Source organism: Streptomyces sp. T028 (genome assembly GCF_048159505.1).
Lineage (GTDB): Bacteria > Actinomycetota > Actinomycetes > Streptomycetales > Streptomycetaceae > Streptomyces.
In genome coordinates this window covers 243,106-262,651 of record NZ_JBLRVZ010000011.1, presented here as the reverse complement: position 1 = coordinate 262,651, position 19,546 = coordinate 243,106, and the positions used below count along the sequence as shown (strand labels likewise).

Sequence of the window (19,546 nt, the reverse complement as noted above, 5' to 3'; positions counted from 1 at the left end):
CGGATCACCTCCGACAGATACGCCGGATCCCCCTGCCCACCCGGCCGCGCCAACACCAGACGCGCACCCACCGACAAAGGCCAGAACAACTCCCACACCGACACGTCAAAACTCACCGACGTCTTCTGCAACACCACATCATCCGCACCCAGCCCGAACCGGCCCTGCATCCACAACAACCGGTTCACAATCCCCGCATGCGACACCACGACACCCTTCGGCACGCCCGTCGACCCCGACGTGTACATCACATACGCCGCACCCCCCAGCCCCGTACGCACCGGCGCCATCACCTCATCAGCCACCCCCACCGCCTCCACACACACCACCGGCACACCAAGGCCCGCAGGAAGCACACCTGTCAGTACACCCGTGGTCACCACGCACACCGGCCCCGCATCGTCCAGCACGAACCCGATCCGGTCGGCCGGATACGACGGATCCACCGGCAGATACGCGGCACCGGCCTTCAACACCGCCAGCAACGCCACGACCAGATCGACCGACCGCTCCAACATCACCGCCACCACCGACTCCGCGCCCACCCCACGCGCCGCCAACACCCCGGCCAGCCGCGACGCACGCTCGTCCAACTCCGCGTACGTCACCCGCTCATCACCGCACACCACCGCCACCGCGTCCGGAGTCCGCACCACCTGCGCCTCGAACAACTCCGGCAACGTCACCCCCGGCACCACCACACCCGTGTCGTTCCACTCCTCCACCACCCGCCGTCGTTCAGCCTCCGACAGCACCTGGACCTGGCTCACCCGCACCCGCGGATCAGCGACCACCGCCTCACACACGCGTACCAACCGGTCAGTGATCGACTTGACGGTTTCCGGATCGAAGAGATCCGCCGAGCCCGTCACCGACCCCCGCAACCCCACGGTCCGGCCGTCGCCGGCGGTCACCTCGCCCACCGCGATGTCCAGGTCGAACCTGGCGGGCAGCTGCCCCACCGGTGTCGACGTCACCCGCAGACCGGGCAGGTCCAAGGCTGCCTCGTCCGCGGTCTGACCGGTGAGCATCACCTGGAACAGGGGATGCCGGGACAGCGACCGGTCCGGTGCGAGCAGCTCCACGAGTCGCTCGAAGGGCACGTCCTGACGTTCCAGGGCCGCCAGGCTGGTTTCCCGCACCCGCCCGAGAACGTCGGTGAACGAGGGATCCCCGGACAGATCCGTACGCAGCACCAGCGTGTTGACGAAGAATCCGACCAACTCGTCCAGGGTCTGGTCGGTGCGCCCCGCCACCGCCGTCCCGACGGGGATGTCCTCCCCCGCGCCCAGCCGCGACAGCAGTACCGCCAACGCCGCCTGGACCACCATGAACACCGTGACGCCCTGCTCGCGCGCCAACGCCGCCAGGCCGGCGTACACGTCCTCGGGGACGTCCAGCGCCTCCGTGTGACCCCGATGCGAGGCAACGGCAGGCCGCACCCGGTCCGCCGGCAGCACGAGTTCCGCGGGTGACCCCGCCAACGCCGCACGCCAGTAGCGGACCTGGTCGGCCAGTACGCTGCCGGGATCCTCCTCCTCGCCCAGCACCTCCCGCTGCCACAGCGTGTAGTCCGCGTACTGCACCGGCAACGGTTCCCACTGCGGCGCACGCCCCTCACACCGCGCGGCATACGCACGGGAGAGGTCACGAGCCAGTGGCCCCAGCGACCAGCCGTCACCCGCGACATGGTGAATCACCAGCACCAGCACATGAACGTCCGGACCGGTCTCGATCAGCAGCGCTCGCACCGGCACCTGCGCCGAGAGGTCGAAGCCGTACCGTGCCTCAGCCGCCACCAGCTCCGCCACCTGCTCCTCGGCGGCCCGCGTGACCCGCAGCAGTACCGGCGCCACCTCGCCGGGCGCCAGCACCTGCTGGAACGGCTCACCGTCCAGCACGGGGAACACCGTGCGCAGCACCTCGTGACGCGCGACGACATCCGACAGCGCCGCCCCCAGCGCGTCGACGTCGACCCGCCCGGTCAGGCGCAACGCGGCCGGCAGGTTGTACGTCGGACTCGGTCCCTCCAGCTGCGCCAGGAACCACAACCGCCGCTGCGCGAACGACAACGGCACCCGGCCGGGCCGCTCCCTCCTCACCAGACGCGCGCGCGCCGGACCGGTCTCGCCGAGACGCGCGACCAGACCCGCCGGAGTCGGCGCCTCGAAGAGCGTCCGGACGCCCAGCTCGACACCGAGGCGTGCCCGGACCCGGGACGCCAGACGGGTGGCCAGCAGAGAGTGCCCGCCCAGACCGAAGAAGTCGTCGTCCGGCCCGACCCGTTCCAGGCCCAGTACGTCGGCGAAGGCCTCGCACAGCAGGCGCTCCGCACGGGAGGCGGGCTCACGCCCACCGCTCGTCTCCGCGATTCCCGGCTCAGGCAGTGCGGCGCGGTCGAGCTTGCCGTTGGCGGTCAGGGGCAGCGCGGACAAGGACACGATCACCGTGGGGACCATGTGACCGGGCAGTCGCCCGGCGGCGTGACCACGCAGGTCCGCGGCCAGGCCGTCGTCCGGCCGGGCATCGGTGTCGTCGCCGTCCGGGACGACGTACGCGACGAGGCGCTTGTCACCGGCACTGTCCTCACGGGCGACCACCACCGCCTGAGCAACCTGCGGATGGGCGGCCAGAACCGCCTCGACCTCCGCGGGCTCGACCCGGAAGCCCCGCACCTTCACCTGGTCGTCGGCCCGCCCCACGAACACCAGCTCGCCATCAGCCGTCCAGCGGGCCAGATCCCCCGTCCGGTACATCCGCTCACCCACACCACCGAACGGACACGCCACAAAGCGTTCGGCGGTCAGGGCCGGCCGGCCGTGGTAGCCGCGGGCCAGCCCCGCCCCCGCCACATACAGCTCGCCCGCCACCCCGGGCGGAACCGGGTGCAGATACCCGTCGAGGAGGTACACGCGGGTGTTGTCCAACGGCCGGCCGATCGGCAGCACCTCCGGCACCGCCCCGGCATCGGCAGCCACATACTGCGTCGCGCACAACGTGATCTCGGTCGGCCCGTACAGATGCCGCACCGTCACGCCCGGACACGCCTCCAGCACCGACGCCACCGCCGACGCGGGAACCACGTCCCCGCCCGTCAGCACCTCACGCAGCCCGGCGAAGCACCCCGGATCCTCCTCCGCCAACACCCGCAACAGCCCTGCCGTGACGAACACATGAGTCAACGCTCGCGCGCCGACCAGCGAACGGATCAGCCCGCCGTCCAGCTCGCCCGCCGGAGCCAGCACCACCGCCCCGCCACCCGCCAGGGTGACCCACAGCTCCAGCACCGAGGCGTCGAACGCGTACGGCGCATACCCCAGCACCCGTGCCGACTCGCCCCAGCAGCGGTCGGACACCAGCTCGACCAGATCCCGCTGAGTGACCACCACACCCTTCGGCACGCCCGTCGACCCCGATGTGTACATCACATACGCCGCCGCATCCGGCCGCACCGGCCCCGGCACCACCTCCAGGTCCACCGCCGCAAGCTCCATGACCAGAGCCGGGTCGTCCACACACACCACCGGCACACCCAGCCCCGGCGCCAGACCACCCACCGTCACCACACACACCGGCCCCGCGTCCGCCAGCATGAACCCGATCCGCTCCGCCGGATACGCCGGATCCACCGGCAGATACGCACCCCCCGCCTTCCACACCGCGAGCAGCGCCACCACCAGATCCACCGACCGCTCCAACATCACCCCCACCACCGACTCGGGGCCCACGCCACGAGACACCAACACCCCAGCCAACCGCGACGCCCGCACATCCAACTCCGCGAACGTCAGCTCCTCCTCACCGCTCACCACCGCCACCGCACCCGGCACCGACGCCACCCGCTCCGCGAACAACACCGGCCACGACACATCGGCGACGGCCACCGCCGTGTCGTTCCAACCCGCCACCACCTGGTGCCGTTCCGCATCCGACAGGACGTGCACACGCCCGGCTCGCTCGGTGGGAGCGGCATGGGACATCCAGGACAGGACGTTCACGAAGCGTCGGGCCACGTCCTCGGCGTCGTGGGAGCTGTAGGTTTCGGGGTTCACGTCCACGGCGATCTGGAGCGCCGCATCGGCCGATCGGTCGTACAGGGAGATGTCGATGTCGTCGACGGGGCCGTTCGAAAGGTTGTGGGCCGTCGCCGTGCAGTCCCCGAAGCGCACCCCGTAGTCGAAGGACATGACGTTGACCGTCGTACCGAAGAGGGGTCCCGAGCCCACCCGGTTGAGGTCTCTGAGCATGTCCGTGTGCTGGTAGCGCTGGTGCCTGAGCGCGGCGCGGACGTTCCGTGACGTGGCCCGTACCACGTCCGCCAGGGGGGCGCGGGGGTCCAGGTGTGAGCGTACGGGGACGACGTTGCTGCTCATCCCGGGAATCGCACGCGTCCTGCCGGTTCGCCCCAGCACGGGAACGCCCATGGTGACGTCGTCGGCCCCGGTGAACCGGTGGAGCCAGGTGGCGCCCGCCGCGAGCGCCAGTCCGGCCAGACTGGTTCCGAGCCCTCGGGCGGCCGATCTGACCCGCGCCGCCTGGTCCACGTCGATCTCCAACACGTGCCGACGGGGCAGGAACTGTGCCCGGCGGACGGGAGAACCGCTCACCGTCACCGTCTCGGGGCAGTCCGCGAGCGACTCGCGCCAGAATTCTCCGTCCTTCACGAATTCCGCCGACCGCCGGTACGCGAGGTCCGCTTCCAGCAGGAAGGCGGACGACGGCAGTGCGGGTCCGGACGGGTCGTTCTTCGCCAAAAGCGCGGCGTAGATCTGTTCCAGCCTGGCGACCAGCACGGCGCCGCTGAACCCGTCGCTCACGAGATGACTGGCGCTCTGGTACCAGAAGTGACGTCGCTCCGCTATCCGCAGAACCGCGTTGGTGACCAGCGGCCCCTGCGCGAGATCGAGCGGCCGTTTCATGTCGGTCCGCATCCAGTCGAGCGCGGCCGCCGCGGGGCTGTCGGACGAGCTGAAGTCCAGAACGTGGACGGGAAGCGTGTGGGGCGGCACGGGATATTGCCGCACCTCGGTTTCCGTACCTCGGAAACAGGCGTGGAACGTGTCGGCTTCGCGCAGCATCCGGCGAAGCGCGGCCACGAAGAGATCGACGTCCAGATCTCCTTGGATATCCAGGTATTCACCGACGGTGTGGATCGGGTCGGTCGGCCCGAGTTGCTGGGCGTTCCAGATGGCCCGCTGCGCCGCCGTCAGCTCCCGACCGTCAACCGCAGCATGCATACCTGGACTCCTCGACTGTCGACCGCCCGTTGGTGACACAGTTGCCCACTTCGCGTCCGGTCGGCGGACCGACCTTCAACGTGTCAGGACTGGCTCTTTTCCATCGCTTCGATCAGGCTCTTGGGACGGAGGTCACGCCAGTTCGACTCGATGAAGTCCAGGCATTCCTGGCGGCTCTTCTCTCCGAATATCACCTGCCACCCCGCCGGCACGTCGACGAACGTGGGCCACAGCGAATGCTGGCCTTCGTCGTTCATGAGCACGAGGTAGTCGGCGTCGGGGTCCTCGAACGGGTTCGTCATTTTGGTTTCCTTTCGGGTCGGTCGTCGTTCTTCCGCAGAAACTCGATGATGCTCGCGTTGACGTCGTCGGGGCGTTCGAGGTAGCCGAGGTGGCCGCAGGCCGCGATCTCGACGAAGTCGCAGTCCGGAATGGCTTCGGCGACTTCGGCGCCCAGCAGAGGGGGCGTGATGAGATCGTCGGAGAACGCGATGACCCGGCAGGGGGCCGTGACATTCCGCAGTGCCGGGCGCCGATCGGCGCCGGCGAGACCGGCCCAGGTCTGTCCCGCGGCCACACCCCCGCCGTTGTCGGGGAGTTGGAAGACATCCAGCCAGAGTGAGATCGCGTCCTCGTTGTCAAGGGTGGCGGGTGAGAGCATCTGGAAGACCGACGTGGCCGCGGAGTACTCCGGCGGGAGCTGGACGCCGGATTCCGCGAGCACGCGATGAGCCGCCTCGTGCGCGCGCCGGGCCGCGTCGGAACGCGCCTTGGTCGACATCAGCACGGCACAGTGGACGAGGTGCGGGGATGTGATCAGCAGCTCCTGCGCGATGAGGGCGCCCAGGGAGACCCCGACGATCCGGCAGGGTGCCAGCCCCAGCCCTTCGATCAGGCCTCTCGTGTCGCTCACCATGTCCGCGAGTGCGTATCTGCCCGGAGGACGGTCGGACGGCGGGATTCCGCGGTTGTCGAAGGTGATGGCCTCGTAGCCCGCGCGGACGATCGCCGGAGTCTGGTGCACGGTCCACACCCGTCCGGCGGCGCCCGTGCCCATGATGAAAAGAACCGGCTCGCCCGATCCGTGCCGTTGATAAGCGAGTCGGATGCCATTGGTCAGCAACTGAGGCACGTGTTCACCACTCAGCGCCATATCCGCTTCCCATGGTCCGGCAATTGTCGTTGTGACGGGTCGCCATGACGTGGCCCACGAGCCGGTCTTCCTCCCCTTTTGCGAGCAGACGATCGGCCGGCCCTCGAACCCGGTCCTCATCGTCCCGTTACGGCTGGGGCATGGCAGCACCACATGGCCTCATGACCAAGGAGCCAGCCCCGACGAATACTGTCTCGTCGGCCAGGGCGGCGCAATACGACGGGTGCTGTTCAACTGCGGCGTGGACGCACTTGAACAGCAGACGTTCCGGGCCGCCGACAACTGACTTCGGTGTGCCGAGTCCCTATGGTGTGTCGGGAGTGAGTGCGGTACCGGCGAAAAATCCCCGAGGCTGACGCGACAATTCCGGTGGAGGAGAGACGGATGATCCGCAAGTACGTGAGAAAAGTCGTCCACTGGACGGAGAGGAAGAACCGTCAGCACTCCCTCGTGCCCACGACCCCGTTCATCACCGACGAGAAGTTCCCCTGGGCGCACCTCATCGAGGCACGCTGGCAGGAGATACGGGCGGAGCTGGACACGGTGTTGTCGTACCGGGACGACTTGCCGAACTTCCAGGACATCTCCCAGGTGCAGCGCGCACTGACCCAGGACGACCAGTGGAAGACATTCATTTTCCACGGGTACGGCTTCACCTCCGCCGACAATCTCCGAAGGTGCCCGAAGACCGCCGAGGCACTCGCCGGTATCCCGGGTCTGACGACCGCCTTCTTCTCGGTGTTCGGCCCCGGAAAGCGGCTGCCCGTGCACCGCGGCCCCTACAACGGTGTCCTGCGGTATCACCTCGCGCTGAAGATCCCCGAGCCTGCCGAATCCTGCGGCATCGAAGTCGGCGGCGAGACGCGGCACTGGCGGGAAGGTGAGGGAATGTTCTTCGACGACACCTATCCGCACTCGGCCTGGAACGAGACCGAGGAGGACCGGGTCGTGCTGTTCCTGGACGTCGTCCGGCCGGTTCGCTTCCCCTTCAGCCTCGTCAACCGGCTCGTCATCTGGACGATCTCCCAGTCCCCCTTCATCAAGAGTGCCCGGCGGAACCAGGAGGCCTGGGAGGAGCGGTTCGAGCAGTTGCGTGCCGGCAAGGCGTAGCCGGTCACGTCCGATCGACGCGCTGCGCCTCGTGCTCGATGTGGTCGCCCAGCCTGTCGATGCCCTCGGTGATGTCGGCCCGGGTCAGGTAGCTCGTCGACAGGCGGATGCTGAAGTCGCCGCCGCCCTGGGGATAGAAGTAGGACATCGGTGTCCAGATGACGCCGAAGTCCTGCGCGGACCGGGCGAGCGCCTCGTTGTCCGCGCGGAACGGAACCCGGACGGTGAGGAAGAAGCCGCCGCTCGGCGCGTTCCACCGGACGTGCAGGGCTTCGCGGACGCCGGGCGGGAAGCGCCGCTCGAGCTGCCGGAGGGTGGACTGCATGGCCTCCTGGTAGAAGGCCGACGTCTCGTGGTTGAGCCCGGCGGCCTGTCCACCGCCCGCGAGCAGCATGCCGGCGACAGCGGCCTGGCTCAGCGGCGACGTGTTGACCGTCACCATGCTCTTGATCTTGGCCAGTTCGTCCGCCAGCAGCCCGGTCCGGCCCGTCGTGTCCGCGACCGGCTGGTCCGCGACGGCGAACCCCAGGCGGGCGCCCGGGAACAGCGACTTCGAGAAGGAGCCCAGATGCACCACCCGGCGGCGCCGGTCGAGGGCCTTCAGCGTCGGCAGCCGCTGTCCGCCGCTCACCAACCGGTAGGGGCTGTCCTCCAGCACGAGGAAGTCGTGACGGTCGGCCAGGTCCAGCAGTTCGTGCCGGGTCCGCAGCGGCATCGTGGCGCCGGACGGGTTCGAGTGGTCGGGTACGACGTAGAACGCGCGCGGCCGGCGGCCTCGTGCGGACTGGGCCCGGATCGCCTGCTCCAGGTCGGCACAGCGGAACCCGTCCTCCTGTTCTTCGACCGGGACCAGTTCGACGTCCAGGAGGCGGGCGGCACCCGTGATCCCGACGTAGCAGGGGCTGGCCACCAGGAGTACGTCGTCGCGGTCGGCGACGAGCGCCCGCACGGCCAGGAGCATCGCCTCCTGGCAGCCCACGGTGACCACGACGGATTCCGGGGCGACGTCGATGCCCTCGTCCTGGCGCAGCGACTCGGCGATCAGTTCACGGATCCGCCCGGCGGTCGGGCCGTACTGGAACATCGCGTCGCGGATGTCCTCCGGAGAATTTCCGTTGTCCGCGAGGTGATCCAGGTATCGCTGAATGTGCTGGAATATCTGGCCGGTGTCGAAGAAACCGTCGTAGGGGCGGCCCGGGGCGAACGAGATGGCTTGCGGATATCGCAGGGTGATCTCGTTGAGGAAATTCATTGTGTCCAGCGTGGGATCCGACACGCTGCCGTGGAGATCGGCCCTGTGGAGTACGACTCCGGGGAGATTCTCGGTTGTCAACGTCACCCTCCTGCACGAATTCCGGGGTGTGCGCTGGTCCGGGATGCTAACAGCGCGTCTCCGGGTTTCACCAGTGACCGCAAACCAGTGACCGCGAGCGCGCAATCGGCGGAGGCGGGAAGCGTGTTGTCAGCCGAACCCGCAACGGGGATACTCGGCTGACGAATTGCCGACGAAGAGGCGAGAGACGAGCGAAGAGGCGGATGCATTTCGCCTTCCGGTCTGCCCGCGGCCAGGCTCCCACACGACGCGGAACATGATGACGAAGGAGGTCCGCGCCCCCATGGCTGGAGGCACGGGGCCGGCTGGGCTGCGCCTCGGTGACTCGGTCACCCGCCAGCAGGTCAAGCCCGGCACGCTCAAACGGATCATCCCCTATGCGAAGCCGTACCGGTGGCGTCTGGGACTGCTGATGCTCGTGACGGCGTCCGACGCGGTCATCACCGTGACGAATCCGCTGATCCTCAAGTCGATCATCGACGACGGTGTCGTGCCGGGCCGGCTCTCGGTCGTCGTCGCGCTGTCCCTGGCGATCGCCGCGCTGGCGCTGCTCGACATGCTGGTCCTCTACGTGCAGATCAGGTGCTCGGCCCGGATCAGCCAGGACCTCATCTACGACCTGCGCACCCAGGTGTTCCGGCATGTGCAGCGCCAGCCCCTGGCGTTCTTCACGCGGGCGCAGACCGGGTCCCTCGTCAGCAGGCTCAACACGGACGTCGTGGGCGCGCACACGGCGGTGACGTCCTTGCTGTCGCAGGCGGTGTCCACCGTTCTCACGCTGCTTCTCGTGTTCGCCGCCATGTTCTACCTGTCCTGGCAGATGACGGTCGCCGCGCTGGTGGTGATTCCCCTGTTCCTGCTTCCGGGGAAAATGATCGGGAAGAGGCTGCAGCGGCTCACCCGGGAGCAGATGCAACTGGACGCCGACATAGCCTCCATGATGAACGAGCGGTTCAACGTCGCGGGCGCGCTGCTCGTCAAGCTCTACGGGCGGCCGGACGACGAGTCCAAACTGTTCGAGGGCCGGGCGGGCCGGGTCCGCGACATCGCGACGGTCACCGCGGTGTACGGACGCTCCTTCTTCCTTCTCATGGGCCTGGTGACCTCTCTGATCACGGCGCTCATGTACGGGTTCGGCGGCAGCCTCGTCATCGACGGGAAGTTCCAGCTCGGCACCCTGGTCGCGCTCATCACCCTGTTGACCCGGCTGTTCGGTCCGATCAACCAGCTGTCGAACATGCAGGTGAACGTGCTGACCGCGCTGGTGAGCTTCGACCGGGTCTTCGAGGTGCTGGACCTGAAGCCGCTCATCACTCAGCGTCCCGGTGCCCGCCCCGTCACTACCGCCTCGGACGAGGGCGCGCCGGAGATCGAGTTCGACGGGGTCTCGTTCAGCTACCCGGCCGCGGGCGAGGTCTCCCTGGCGTCCCTGGAGTCGATCGCCGCGGTCGTCCCCGAACGCGCGGACCGTGTGAAGGTCCTGGACGGGGTGAGCTTCCGCGCGCCCGCCGGTCGTCTGACGGCACTGGTGGGCCGTTCCGGGTCGGGCAAGACGACGGTCACCCGGCTGGTGCCCAGGCTGTACGACCCCGACTCGGGGACCGTGCGCATCGGCGGCCACGACATCCGGGACGTGACCCTGGAGTCGCTCCGGGAGACGATCGGTGTGGTCAGTCAGGACGCCCATCTGTTCCATGACACGATCAGGGCCAACCTGGCCTATGCCCGGCCCGACGCGGCCGAGCGGGAGATCGTCGAGGCGTGTCGTGCCGCACAGGTCTGGGACGTGATCTCCTCGCTGCCCGACGGGCTCGACACCGTCGTGGGTGATCGCGGCCACCGCCTCTCCGGCGGCGAGAAGCAGCGGATCTCCATGGCACGGCTGCTGCTGAAGTCCCCGTCGGTCGTGGTGCTGGACGAGGCGACCGCGCACCTGGACTCGGAGTCGGAGGCGGCCGTCCAGCGCGCTCTGACGACCGCGCTGGAGGGCAGGACATCGCTCGTGATCGCGCACCGGCTCGCCACGGTCCGCGACGCCGACCAGATCCTGGTCATCGACGCGGGCAGGATCGCCGAGCGCGGGACCCATGAGGAACTGCTCGCGGCCGGCGGTCTCTACGCGGAGGTGTACCGCACGCAGTTCGCCCCACAGAAGACGGCGACGGCGGAGCCGTGAGCGACGGCCGGTCGCTACCGCGCCGTCGTCCCGCCCCGCGGGGTCTGCCAGAACATCCCGTCCGGTGAGCCGACCAGCCCGCCGGGGAAGAGCGGGGTCTCGTCCTCGGAGTCCTCCCCCAGCATCGCCTGGCTCTGGATCTGGCCGCTCTCCCGCATCGCGTTGCGCACCACCTGGGAGCGGAAGAGGGGGACCATGGTCGCGTCGCCGCCCGTGGCGAGCTGGTCCACCGCTTCCGAGAACTCCACCGACCTCGACCTGAGATCCGCCACGGTGGTCCGCCCGTTGGTGAGAGCGGTCTCCCCGGAGGCGACACCGCCGACGAGTTCGATGAACGACTCGAACTCGGTCCCGGAGCTGCCGGTGACCTGCTTCGCCTGCCAGAAGTACGACCCCTCGGTGGCGTTCATGTCGTAGAAGGCGACGAGGAACTCGTAGAAGACGCTGTACTCACGGCGGTATCTGGCCTCGAACTCCCGGAAGGCCCTCTCTTCGTCGACCCTCCCCGCGAGGACGCTGTTGATCGAGCGCGCGGCCAGCAGGGCACTGTAGGTGGCGAGGTGCACGCCGGACGAGAACACGGGGTCCACGAAACACGCGGCGTCGCCGATGAGGACCATGCCGGGACGCCAGTACGCCGTGGCCTGGTAGGAGTAGTCCTTGCGCACCCTCAACTGCCCGTACTGGCCCGTGGTGACGCGCTGGGCGTCGGCCAGGTACTCCTTGATCAGAGGGCATTCGTCGATCAGCGCGAGCAGCGCCTTCTCGGGGTCGCCCTGGACCTTCTGCGCCATGTCGCGCCGTACCACCGCCCCGACACTGGTCAGTTCGGGGGTCAGCGGTATGTACCAGAACCAGCCGCTGCCGAACGCGGCCGAGAGGATGTTCCCGGAGTTGGGTTCGGGCAGCCGTTTGCCGCCGGTGAAGTAGCCGAAGAGGGCGAGGTTCCTGAAGAAGTCCGAGTACTTCCTGGTGCTTTGGGCGCTGCCGTGGATCTGGCTCTTGTTGCCGGACGCGTCGACCACGTACCTGCTCAGGATCTCGTGCTGCGTGCCGTCCTCGCCGGTGCAGCCGACTCCGCGCACCCGGGCCTCGTCGTCCAGTACCCGGCTCACCGCCGTCCCCTCCCGGACGTCCACGCCGAGGCGTCGGGCATGGTCCAGGAGGATCTGGTCGAACTTCGACCGCTCCACCTGGTAGGCGAAGGACGACGGCCCGGCCATCCTCGGTGACACCGAGAAGGAGAAGGTCCAGGGGTCCGGGTTCGTTCCCCAGCGGAACGTTCCGCCGCGCTTCTTCGTGAAGCCCGCGGCGGCCAGCTCGTCGGCGACGCCCGTGAGGCGGCAGACTCCGTGCACCGTGGCCGGCAGCAGCGACTCACCGATCTGGTACCGCGGGAACCTCTCCTTCTCCAGGAGCACCACCCGGTGTCCCTGGAGGGCGACGAGAGCGGCGAGGGTCGAGCCGGCCGGGCCGCCCCCCACCACGACGACGTCGGCTTCTTCTGTCTGCGCCTGCTCCATGCTGGTCCTCCGCTCGGTGGCACCGCGGACTGCCCGTGGCCACTACCCGTGCTCAGTAGCTCAGTTCCTGACCGGCGGCGTGCTGCCGGTCGACCGCCTCGTAGAGGGCTTTGATGTTGTTGCTGCCGAAGGTACGTCCGCCGCGCCGGTCGATGAGCTCGTAGAACAGCGTCTGCCGGGGGTGCCGTGATTCGGTGAAGATCTGGAGCATCAGGCCCCAGTGGTCGCGGTCGGCGAGGATGCTGAGCTCGCGCAGTTCGTCCACCGGCACCGCGAGCGGGCCGAGCCGTTCGGTCAGCACGTCGTAATAGCTGGACGGGGTCGACAGGAAGCGGACACCGCGTTCCGAGAATTCACGCACGGCGGCCGTGATGTCGTCGGCGAGGAACGCCACGTGCTGCACGCCCGCACCGTCGTGAGCCCGGACGAACTCGTCGATTTGTCCCGGCTTCTTCGTGATATCCGGCTCGAGGATCGTCAGGGTCAGTCCGCCGGACTCGTTCTGGACGACTTTGGAGTCCATCGCCTGGGCACCGACGATGATTCTCTCCTCGAATATCTGCGTGAATCCGAATATCGACCGGTAGTCGTCCACCGTGCGGTCGAGCTCACCGGAGGGGACACAGACGGCCAGGTGGTCGATGCTTTTCAGCAGCCCTGGCGCCGTGTCCTTCGGACACTCCTCGACGATGAGGCCGGGGGCGAAGGCGCCGTCGGCCTCATCGCGCTCGACGAAGCGCTGCGCGACGTCACCGAACCCTCTCACCGAGGCGAACGTGACGCGCGCCCCCTCCTCCCCCCGTACGACGGGAGGTTCCACGGCGGCGGCGCCACGCGCCACGGCCTCGGTGAACGCCGCCTCGGCGTCGCCGGTCCCGACGGCGATGACGGCGACGCCATCACCATGGCGCCGGACGTAGTCGGCGATCGGATGGTCCTCGCCGAGTGCCGACGTCAGGAGGAGGGTGATCCCGCGCTGGCGCAGCAGCACCGAACGGCACCCGGGCAGTCCGGTCTCCGGCCCGCCGCGGCCCCGTATCCGGAAGCCGAACGCGTCGCAGAGGAAATCAGCCGAGCTTTCCGCGTCGGCCACGTAGAACTCAAGATGATCGATCGCACCAATGTCCATGGGATTCCCCCGGTATCAGAATCGCATCCGCGCGAGGGCGGCATTCGATGCAGCGATGTGTCGCACGCTACCCCACGATCACAGTGAAGGGGAACGAAGGCCGCCGTACGCGAAACAGCATGGTTTTCGCGTCGATTTCCGGCCGTGCCGTGCCGGTGCACCCGACATTGACGGCATTGCATTCGCTCAATAACCTACAGCTGTGTTTCCTGTTGCCTTCAGCGATGAGCAGCTCCTTTCCCTGCTCCGGGAAGCGAGCGATCTTCAGGCGGACCTCGACGCCCATCTCTCGGCGGCGGCGTTCGACGGCCTTCCACCGCATGGGCCGTTCGTCCTGGGAGCCATGGCGTTTCGCGGCGGGGCGGCCGGTGGTCTCAAGCACGTGCTGGGGATCAGCGACCGGCAGGCCGGCGAAATCGTGGACGCCCTGGTCGGAAACGGCTATCTGGATCTGCGCGTCGACCCGGCCGACCGCCGCCGGGTGCGGATCGGGCTGACCGATCGCGGCCGTGCCGTCGCCCTTTCGCTGTGGGACTTCCTGCGGACCACGAGGTGGCGTCAGTTCCCTTTCAGAGCGGGCGACATCGTCGTGAGCACCCCTGCCAAGAGTGGCACCACGTGGGTACAGATGATGTGTGCCCTGCTGATCCTGCGGACCGCGGACCTCCCGGCACCGATGCCTCGACTGTCCCCCTGGCTGGACGACATGGCGTGCTCTCGCGACGAGGTGTTCGCCTCGTTGGCCGGCCAGTCGCACCGGCGGGTGATCAAGACGCATACGCCGCTGAGCGACATCGTCATGGCGCCGGAGGTCACGTACATCGTTGTCGGCAGGCACCCGCTGGACACCGCGATCTCGCTGTACCACCAGAGCCGCAACGTCGACTCGCCTCCCGAACAGGAGCAGGTGTCGCCGCGGAAGTGGCTGGCCCAGTGGATCGAGGACGACTCCCCGCGCGAGGGGCAGCCGTCCTCGCTGTCGGGCATGATGTGGCACCTGTCGGACGCCTGGTCCCGCCGTGCCGACGACAGGATCCTCCTCGTCCACTACGAGGACCTTTCGGTGGACCTGTCGGGGGAGATGACCCGCCTGGGGCGGCACCTCGGTCTCGGCACGGGAGGCGGCGACTGGGCGGACCTGGTGACGGCCGCCTCGTTCGAGCGGATGCGCGCCGCCGCGGACCGGATCCAGCCCCTGGGCCCGGCCAGGAACAACACGGCCTTCTTCCGGCGGGGCGGGTCCGGATCCGGCGCGGCTCTGCTGACCGGCGGTGAACTGTCGAGGTATCACGCCCGTGCGGCCGCCCTGGCGCCCCCCGACCTCCTGCGATGGCTTCACCGCCGGTGAGCGGGGGGGCGGAGTGGCTCTCACGGCCAGTTCGTCATGTCCTGCGAGTAGCCCATCTCGGCGGCCAGCGACATCACGTCCTCGCTGTGCAGCACGTGCCGCAGGACCTCGTGGTTGCCGTACCACTTCGCGCGCTTCGGCAGGGTGATCGCGTTCATGGGCGTCATCCCCCGGACCGCCGGTTCCAGGAAGTGCGAGCGGTCCGTGCCGAGCCAGTCCGCCAGTTCGTCGATCGCCCGGGTCCGCTCCGACGCGGTGCCGATCAGGTCCTCGTACGTGAGCCGGAGGACGTCGATGTCCCTGTTCTGTGCGAGAAAGTCGAAGATCGCGGTGTGCGAGGCGCACCACTGGCTGGCGCAGACCTCCTCGAGCGGGGACCGGGTGAGGTCCTGCCATCCCGGCGGGAAGTCGAGTTTCCACCAGTCACGGCTCCACGGGCGTCCCGGCTCGGTGTATCCGGCGATGTCCAGGGGTGTGCTCACGGGAGCGTTGAAGAACCAGGGGGAGAGCCACGCCTCCCGGTAGCTGCTGATCGCCGCGCCCGGGTTGCGCGTGAGATGGATGACCCTGATGCGGGCCTCGGGGAAGAGCGCGCGCAGGGCGTCCATCTTGTAGACGTTGACCGGTGTCTTGGTGATGACCGTCCGGCTCTCCACGTCCTGCCGCGTCGCCCGCTTCCACGGTTTCGGGACGGCGAGGGGGGCGAACTCGATGACCGTGTCCCCGTGCGGTCCGCTCGGCCGCGGCGTGTCCGGGAGGATGCTTCTGATCTCGGCCGGCGACACGTCCGCGTAGTAGGGATTCACCTCCTTGTAGCGGGTCGCCAGCATCCTCAGCAGGGCCAGGCCGACCGACCGCACCGGATCGCCGCCCTGGTCCGGCCCGTCGGCCGCCTGGTCGCCGAGGGCCTTCTCCAGCATGTCCTCGACCTCTGCCAGGGTCAGCGGCAGCATGGGCCACTGCACGATCCAGCGCCAGAGGACGTCCTGGGCGTAGCGCGACCAGTCGACGCCGTTCCAGTCGTTCACCGGGTTGCCTACGTCGCTTCCCAGCTCCTGTTCGAGGAACGTCACGTCTCCGACGAGGCCGGAGATCCGCTCGGAGTCCGCCCCGTTGTCCGGGTACGTCCATCCCGCGAGCCGCAGGACGGGCTGCATCTCGGCCTGGAAGTGCAGCAGGTCGGGAGCACGCCGCAGGAGCTCGGTCAGCAGCGTCGTCCCGCCTCTGAACGGGGACGAGACGACCACCAGGTCCTTGACGGCGGTCCTGAAGTCGTCGACCGGGGTGCGGACCGTGCGCAGTTCGTCGAGCCGCCGGCGGGCGACGGCGATGACGGGATCGTGCGGGCCGTTTCCTGTGTCGGTTCCTGCCGGGTCGGGCTGACGGCTCCTCACCGCACACCTCCAGTGTCTCGCGCGTTGTCGGATGCTTGCCCGGGCTGCCCGATCGGCCCTGTCCGCGTCCGGCCGCCGTCCGGTGAGCGGCGTGATCGCCTCGTTCGCAGGGGGCTCATGAAGTGGGCACGGGCGCTGCCCCGCTGAACCGGGCGGCTTTGTCGCCCACGTCCTCGGCGTGCAGCCGCAGGGCCTGTTGCAGGGCGAACTCGGCGACGTAGGCGCGGAACGCCTCGAGTGGTTCTTCCGCGAGGTTCAGCATGCTGCGGTTCGGCACCACCGCCGGGGCGCGCAGCGCGTCGGCGGCCCGCCCGACGGCCGCGTCGACCACGTCGGGCTCCACGACCTCGTCGATCAACAGGCGGGCGTCCGGTTCCGTGGCCCGGATCCGCCGTCCGCCGAGGATGACCTGGCGGGCCAGGCGCGGTCCGGCGACCTGGCCGAGCCTCAGGTTGGACACGCCCGGGATGATCCCCTCCTGAGCGGCGGGCAGGCTGACGTAGGCGTCCGCACCGGCGATCACATGGTCGAACACCAGCAGCAGCTGGCAGCCGCCGCCGATGGCGAACGTGTCGACGGCGGCGACCCACGGCTTCTCGACCGTCGCCGACCGCCAGGCGTCGTCGCGCTCGACGAGGACCCCTCGGACGAGCTTGCTGATGTAGCCGAGTTCACGCCGCAGCAGGAAGTCGACGAGGGAGATCTCCCCGGCGTGCAGGGCCTTGAGATTGATGCCGGCGCTGAAGACGCGCCGGCCCCGGTAGCGGGGGTGGGTCATCGTCCCGCCGCGCACCACACCGACCTGCACGGCGGGATCGAGCAGGGCCAGGTCGACGGCCGTCTCCATGTCGTCGACCTGGAGGTTGTCCTCGGCGTTCAGACAGTCGTCCCGGCACATGGTCAGATGGGCCACGCCGTCGCGGCGCTCCAGCCGGACCGACGTGGTCTGGAGGACTCCGGTCCTGCGGAACGCCGGGAGCAGCCGCAGCGCGCGCTCGGTCGGCTGGAGCATCGACGTCAGCAGATGCCCGCCGGCGGCCGGAGAGCGCAGCACGCCGCGCAGGAAGATGCCCTGGTCGATCTCCCGGCCGGCCTTGTCGGCCCGTGACTCGGCGGGGCCCGCGGGCGGCACCAGGGCGGGGAAGGCGTCGGCCGCCGCGGCCACCAGTTCCGCGAGCCTCGGGCGCGCCGACCGCCCGTCGGTGAGCCGGTCGTAGATGTCGTCGGCGTGCCGGTCCATGAACGCGACCCGCAGTCGCCTGACCCGGTCCGCCGTCGGCTCCCCGGTGCGGGCCACCGCGTCGGCGATCCGGGTCAGGTCGCGGCACAGGTGCGTCTCCAGCCCGTCGGACGCCTCCGTCGTCACCGGCCCGCCCCCGAAGAAGCCTGGCGGAGCATCCGGTCGCACGCCGCCAGGTGGGCGCCGAGCGCCTCCTCGAAGCTGGTCGTCGCGGCGTCGCGCATGAGCTGCCGTCTGATCGCCAGCTCGCGGCCGGAGCGCGGTCCGGCGGCGGCGGCCGCGGCGGCCAGCGCGGCGGCCGGCGTGTCGGCGATCTCGTCGAGCAGGCCCAGCGCCATGGCCTTCGCCGCCGTCAGCGGGTGCCCGAGCAGGACCGTCCGCCGGATCGGTGCGATGCCGGCCTGCTGGACGAGCCGGTACAGCGCCATGCCGGGCCATGTGGTGGCACCGCTCGGGCAGACCTCCAGCCGCGTGTCGGGGGTCGCGATGCGGTAGTCCGTGGCGAGGAGCAGGTCGAGCGCGGTCCCGCCGACCACGCCGGAGGCGACCGAGACCGTTGTCGCGGGCGTCTGTTCGAGGCGTCGCAGCGCCCGTTCCCACTTGCCGACCAGGGCGACATCGGCGTAGGTAAGCGCGTCGTCCGGCGCGGCGGTGACCGACACGGCGAGGAAGCCACCGCGCTCGGCCTCGGCGCAGGCGGTTTCGACCGCGCGGACCAGGGACGGTGTCAGGTGCCCGGATCCGTCGATCTCCAGGCCGAAGCTCACGGCGCTCACCATTGGACCAGCGCCGTCTCCAGCGTGGAGCCGGGTCCCATGGTCATGAGGACCCCGTAATCGCCCCGGGTGGTCACCCGCTCGTTCAGCAGTCGCTCGTAGGAGAACAGGAACGATCCGCTGGAGACGTTGCCGTAGTCACGCAGGACCCCGGTGGTGTGCCGTACGTCGTGGCGGCTCAGTCCGAGGTTGACGACGATCGCGTCGATGACCTTCTTGCCGCCCGAGTGCACCAGCCAGTGGCCGATGTCACCGCGGAGCAGACCGGTCCCCGCCAGCAGACGGTCGACGACGGTCTCGGCGTGCGCGCCGACGACGTACGGGATCTGCGGATGGAGGTAGAAGCTGAACCTGTCGAGGTCGCGGTCCCAGTCGTAGCGCATGGCGTCCACGGCTTCGGGGATGATGCAGCTGGCGAACCGCAGGATGCGTGGGCCCTCGCCGCCGGGGCGGCCCGGGGACGCGCCGGGCGCGTTGTCGTCGGCGACCACGGCCACCGCCGCGGCCCCGTCGCCGAAGAGGCTGTTCACCACGGCGGTCCGCATCGTGGTGTCCATGGCGTAGGCGGCCGAGCAGGCTTCGGAGCACAGTACGACACCCAGGTCTCCTGGATTGGCCACCGCCCAGCCGGAGACCAGGTTCAGGGCGTTGAGACCGGCGTTGCAGCCCATCCCGACGATGTCGGCGCGGCTGCAGTGCCGGTCGATGCCCAGCTCACGCATGATCAGCGCGCTCAGGCCCGGTGTGAGGAATCCGGTCGAGGTGACACAGCACAGGTGCCGCAGGTCGGACAGGCTCGCGCCGGCCCGCTTCAGGCATGCCTCCAGTGCGCGGATGCCCGACTCCACGGCGTGGGTCCTGTGCTTGTCGAGCAGGTCTCCCTGCGGCTCGCTGACGGGGCGACCGTCTGCGCCCATGGGGGGCAGCACCAGGTGCCGCCGCTCGATCGCGCTGTTGAGGAACACTCCCCGTGCCTTGGGATCGGTGATGCCGAAGACGTCCAGCACCTCCTGCTGCGTGTACGACAGCGGCGGAACCGCCGTGCCCACGCCGACGATTCTGGCCCGGAGGGTCGTGGCGGACTCCGCCCGGACCGGTGCCGGCAGCAGTCCTGGCCGCATGGTGTC

At 69.2% G+C, this 19,546-nt stretch carries 14 protein-coding genes; 3 read left to right on the top strand and 11 right to left on the bottom strand.

Annotated features, from left to right (window positions below):
• The 3 genes from ACLZN2_RS12340 to ACLZN2_RS12330 all read right to left on the bottom strand — a co-directional run.
• Nucleotides 1-5,237, bottom strand: a 5,237-nt coding sequence (locus ACLZN2_RS12340) for an amino acid adenylation domain-containing protein (protein ID WP_416978440.1), incomplete at its 3' end; no start/stop codon positions are given.
• A gap of 83 nt (nucleotides 5,238-5,320) precedes the next feature.
• Nucleotides 5,321-5,539 carry an MbtH family protein gene (locus ACLZN2_RS12335; RefSeq protein WP_416978439.1) on the bottom strand — a complete coding sequence of 73 codons (219 nt, stop codon included), beginning with the start codon at nucleotides 5,537-5,539 and terminating at the stop codon, nucleotides 5,321-5,323.
• Nucleotides 5,536-6,390: an alpha/beta fold hydrolase gene (locus tag ACLZN2_RS12330; protein WP_416978454.1), complete on the bottom strand. Its 855-nt coding sequence runs from the start codon at nucleotides 6,388-6,390 to the stop codon at nucleotides 5,536-5,538. Before ACLZN2_RS12330 ends, ACLZN2_RS12335 begins: the two co-directional genes overlap by 4 nt.
• 384 nt (nucleotides 6,391-6,774) lie before the next feature.
• On the opposite strand from ACLZN2_RS12330, the gene ACLZN2_RS12325 reads away from it, so the two are divergent.
• Complete coding sequence (locus tag ACLZN2_RS12325) at nucleotides 6,775-7,500, top strand: aspartyl/asparaginyl beta-hydroxylase domain-containing protein (protein ID WP_416978438.1); 726 nt, start codon at nucleotides 6,775-6,777, stop codon at nucleotides 7,498-7,500.
• Between the two features lie 4 nt (nucleotides 7,501-7,504).
• Here the strand turns inward: ACLZN2_RS12325 and ACLZN2_RS12320 are convergent, their stop codons facing one another.
• Nucleotides 7,505-8,752 (bottom strand): PLP-dependent aminotransferase family protein, encoded by a 1,248-nt coding sequence (locus ACLZN2_RS12320; protein ID WP_416978437.1) that lies wholly within the window; start codon nucleotides 8,750-8,752, stop codon nucleotides 7,505-7,507.
• 364 nt (nucleotides 8,753-9,116) lie between these two features.
• Between ACLZN2_RS12320 and ACLZN2_RS12315 the strand changes: the two genes are divergently transcribed.
• Nucleotides 9,117-11,009 (top strand): ABC transporter ATP-binding protein, encoded by a 1,893-nt coding sequence (locus ACLZN2_RS12315; RefSeq protein ID WP_416978436.1) that lies wholly within the window; start codon nucleotides 9,117-9,119, stop codon nucleotides 11,007-11,009.
• 14 nt (nucleotides 11,010-11,023) lie between these two features.
• Here ACLZN2_RS12315 and ACLZN2_RS12310 read toward each other — a convergent pair whose 3' ends face one another.
• The 3 genes from ACLZN2_RS12310 to ACLZN2_RS12300 form a co-directional block, all read right to left on the bottom strand.
• A complete protein-coding gene (locus tag ACLZN2_RS12310) occupies nucleotides 11,024-12,532 on the bottom strand; it encodes a tryptophan 7-halogenase (protein ID WP_416978435.1) in 1,509 nt (502 codons plus the stop codon).
• Nucleotides 12,533-12,584: 52 nt separating this feature from the next.
• Nucleotides 12,585-13,661: a 4-hydroxyphenylpyruvate dioxygenase gene (gene hppD, locus ACLZN2_RS12305; protein WP_416978434.1), complete on the bottom strand. Its 1,077-nt coding sequence runs from the start codon at nucleotides 13,659-13,661 to the stop codon at nucleotides 12,585-12,587.
• 67 nt (nucleotides 13,662-13,728) lie between these two features.
• Nucleotides 13,729-14,043: a hypothetical protein gene (locus ACLZN2_RS12300; protein WP_416978433.1), complete on the bottom strand. Its 315-nt coding sequence runs from the start codon at nucleotides 14,041-14,043 to the stop codon at nucleotides 13,729-13,731.
• Here ACLZN2_RS12300 and ACLZN2_RS12295 point away from each other — a divergent pair, their 5' ends adjacent.
• Nucleotides 14,044-15,009: a sulfotransferase domain-containing protein gene (locus ACLZN2_RS12295; protein ID WP_416978432.1), complete on the top strand. Its 966-nt coding sequence runs from the start codon at nucleotides 14,044-14,046 to the stop codon at nucleotides 15,007-15,009.
• A 20-nt stretch (nucleotides 15,010-15,029) separates the two neighbouring features.
• Here ACLZN2_RS12295 and ACLZN2_RS12290 read toward each other — a convergent pair whose 3' ends face one another.
• The 4 genes from ACLZN2_RS12290 to dpgA all read right to left on the bottom strand — a co-directional run bounded on the left by ACLZN2_RS12290 (nucleotide 15,030) and on the right by dpgA (nucleotide 19,540).
• Entirely contained in the window at nucleotides 15,030-16,403 is a 1,374-nt protein-coding gene (locus ACLZN2_RS12290) for a sulfotransferase (RefSeq protein WP_416978431.1), read from the bottom strand.
• Nucleotides 16,404-16,518: 115 nt separating this feature from the next.
• Nucleotides 16,519-17,769 (bottom strand): (3,5-dihydroxyphenyl)acetyl-CoA 1,2-dioxygenase DpgC, encoded by a 1,251-nt coding sequence (dpgC, locus tag ACLZN2_RS12285; RefSeq protein WP_416978430.1) that lies wholly within the window; start codon nucleotides 17,767-17,769, stop codon nucleotides 16,519-16,521.
• Nucleotides 17,766-18,410, bottom strand: coding sequence for an enoyl-CoA-hydratase DpgB (gene dpgB, locus ACLZN2_RS12280; RefSeq protein ID WP_416978429.1), 645 nt, complete (start codon nucleotides 18,408-18,410; stop codon nucleotides 17,766-17,768). Before dpgB ends, dpgC begins: the two co-directional genes overlap by 4 nt.
• Nucleotides 18,411-18,415: 5 nt before the next feature.
• Nucleotides 18,416-19,540 carry a 3,5-dihydroxyphenylacetyl-CoA synthase DpgA gene (gene dpgA, locus ACLZN2_RS12275; RefSeq protein ID WP_416978453.1) on the bottom strand — a complete coding sequence of 375 codons (1,125 nt, stop codon included), beginning with the start codon at nucleotides 19,538-19,540 and terminating at the stop codon, nucleotides 18,416-18,418.
• Between the last annotated feature and the right edge of the window lie 6 nt (nucleotides 19,541-19,546).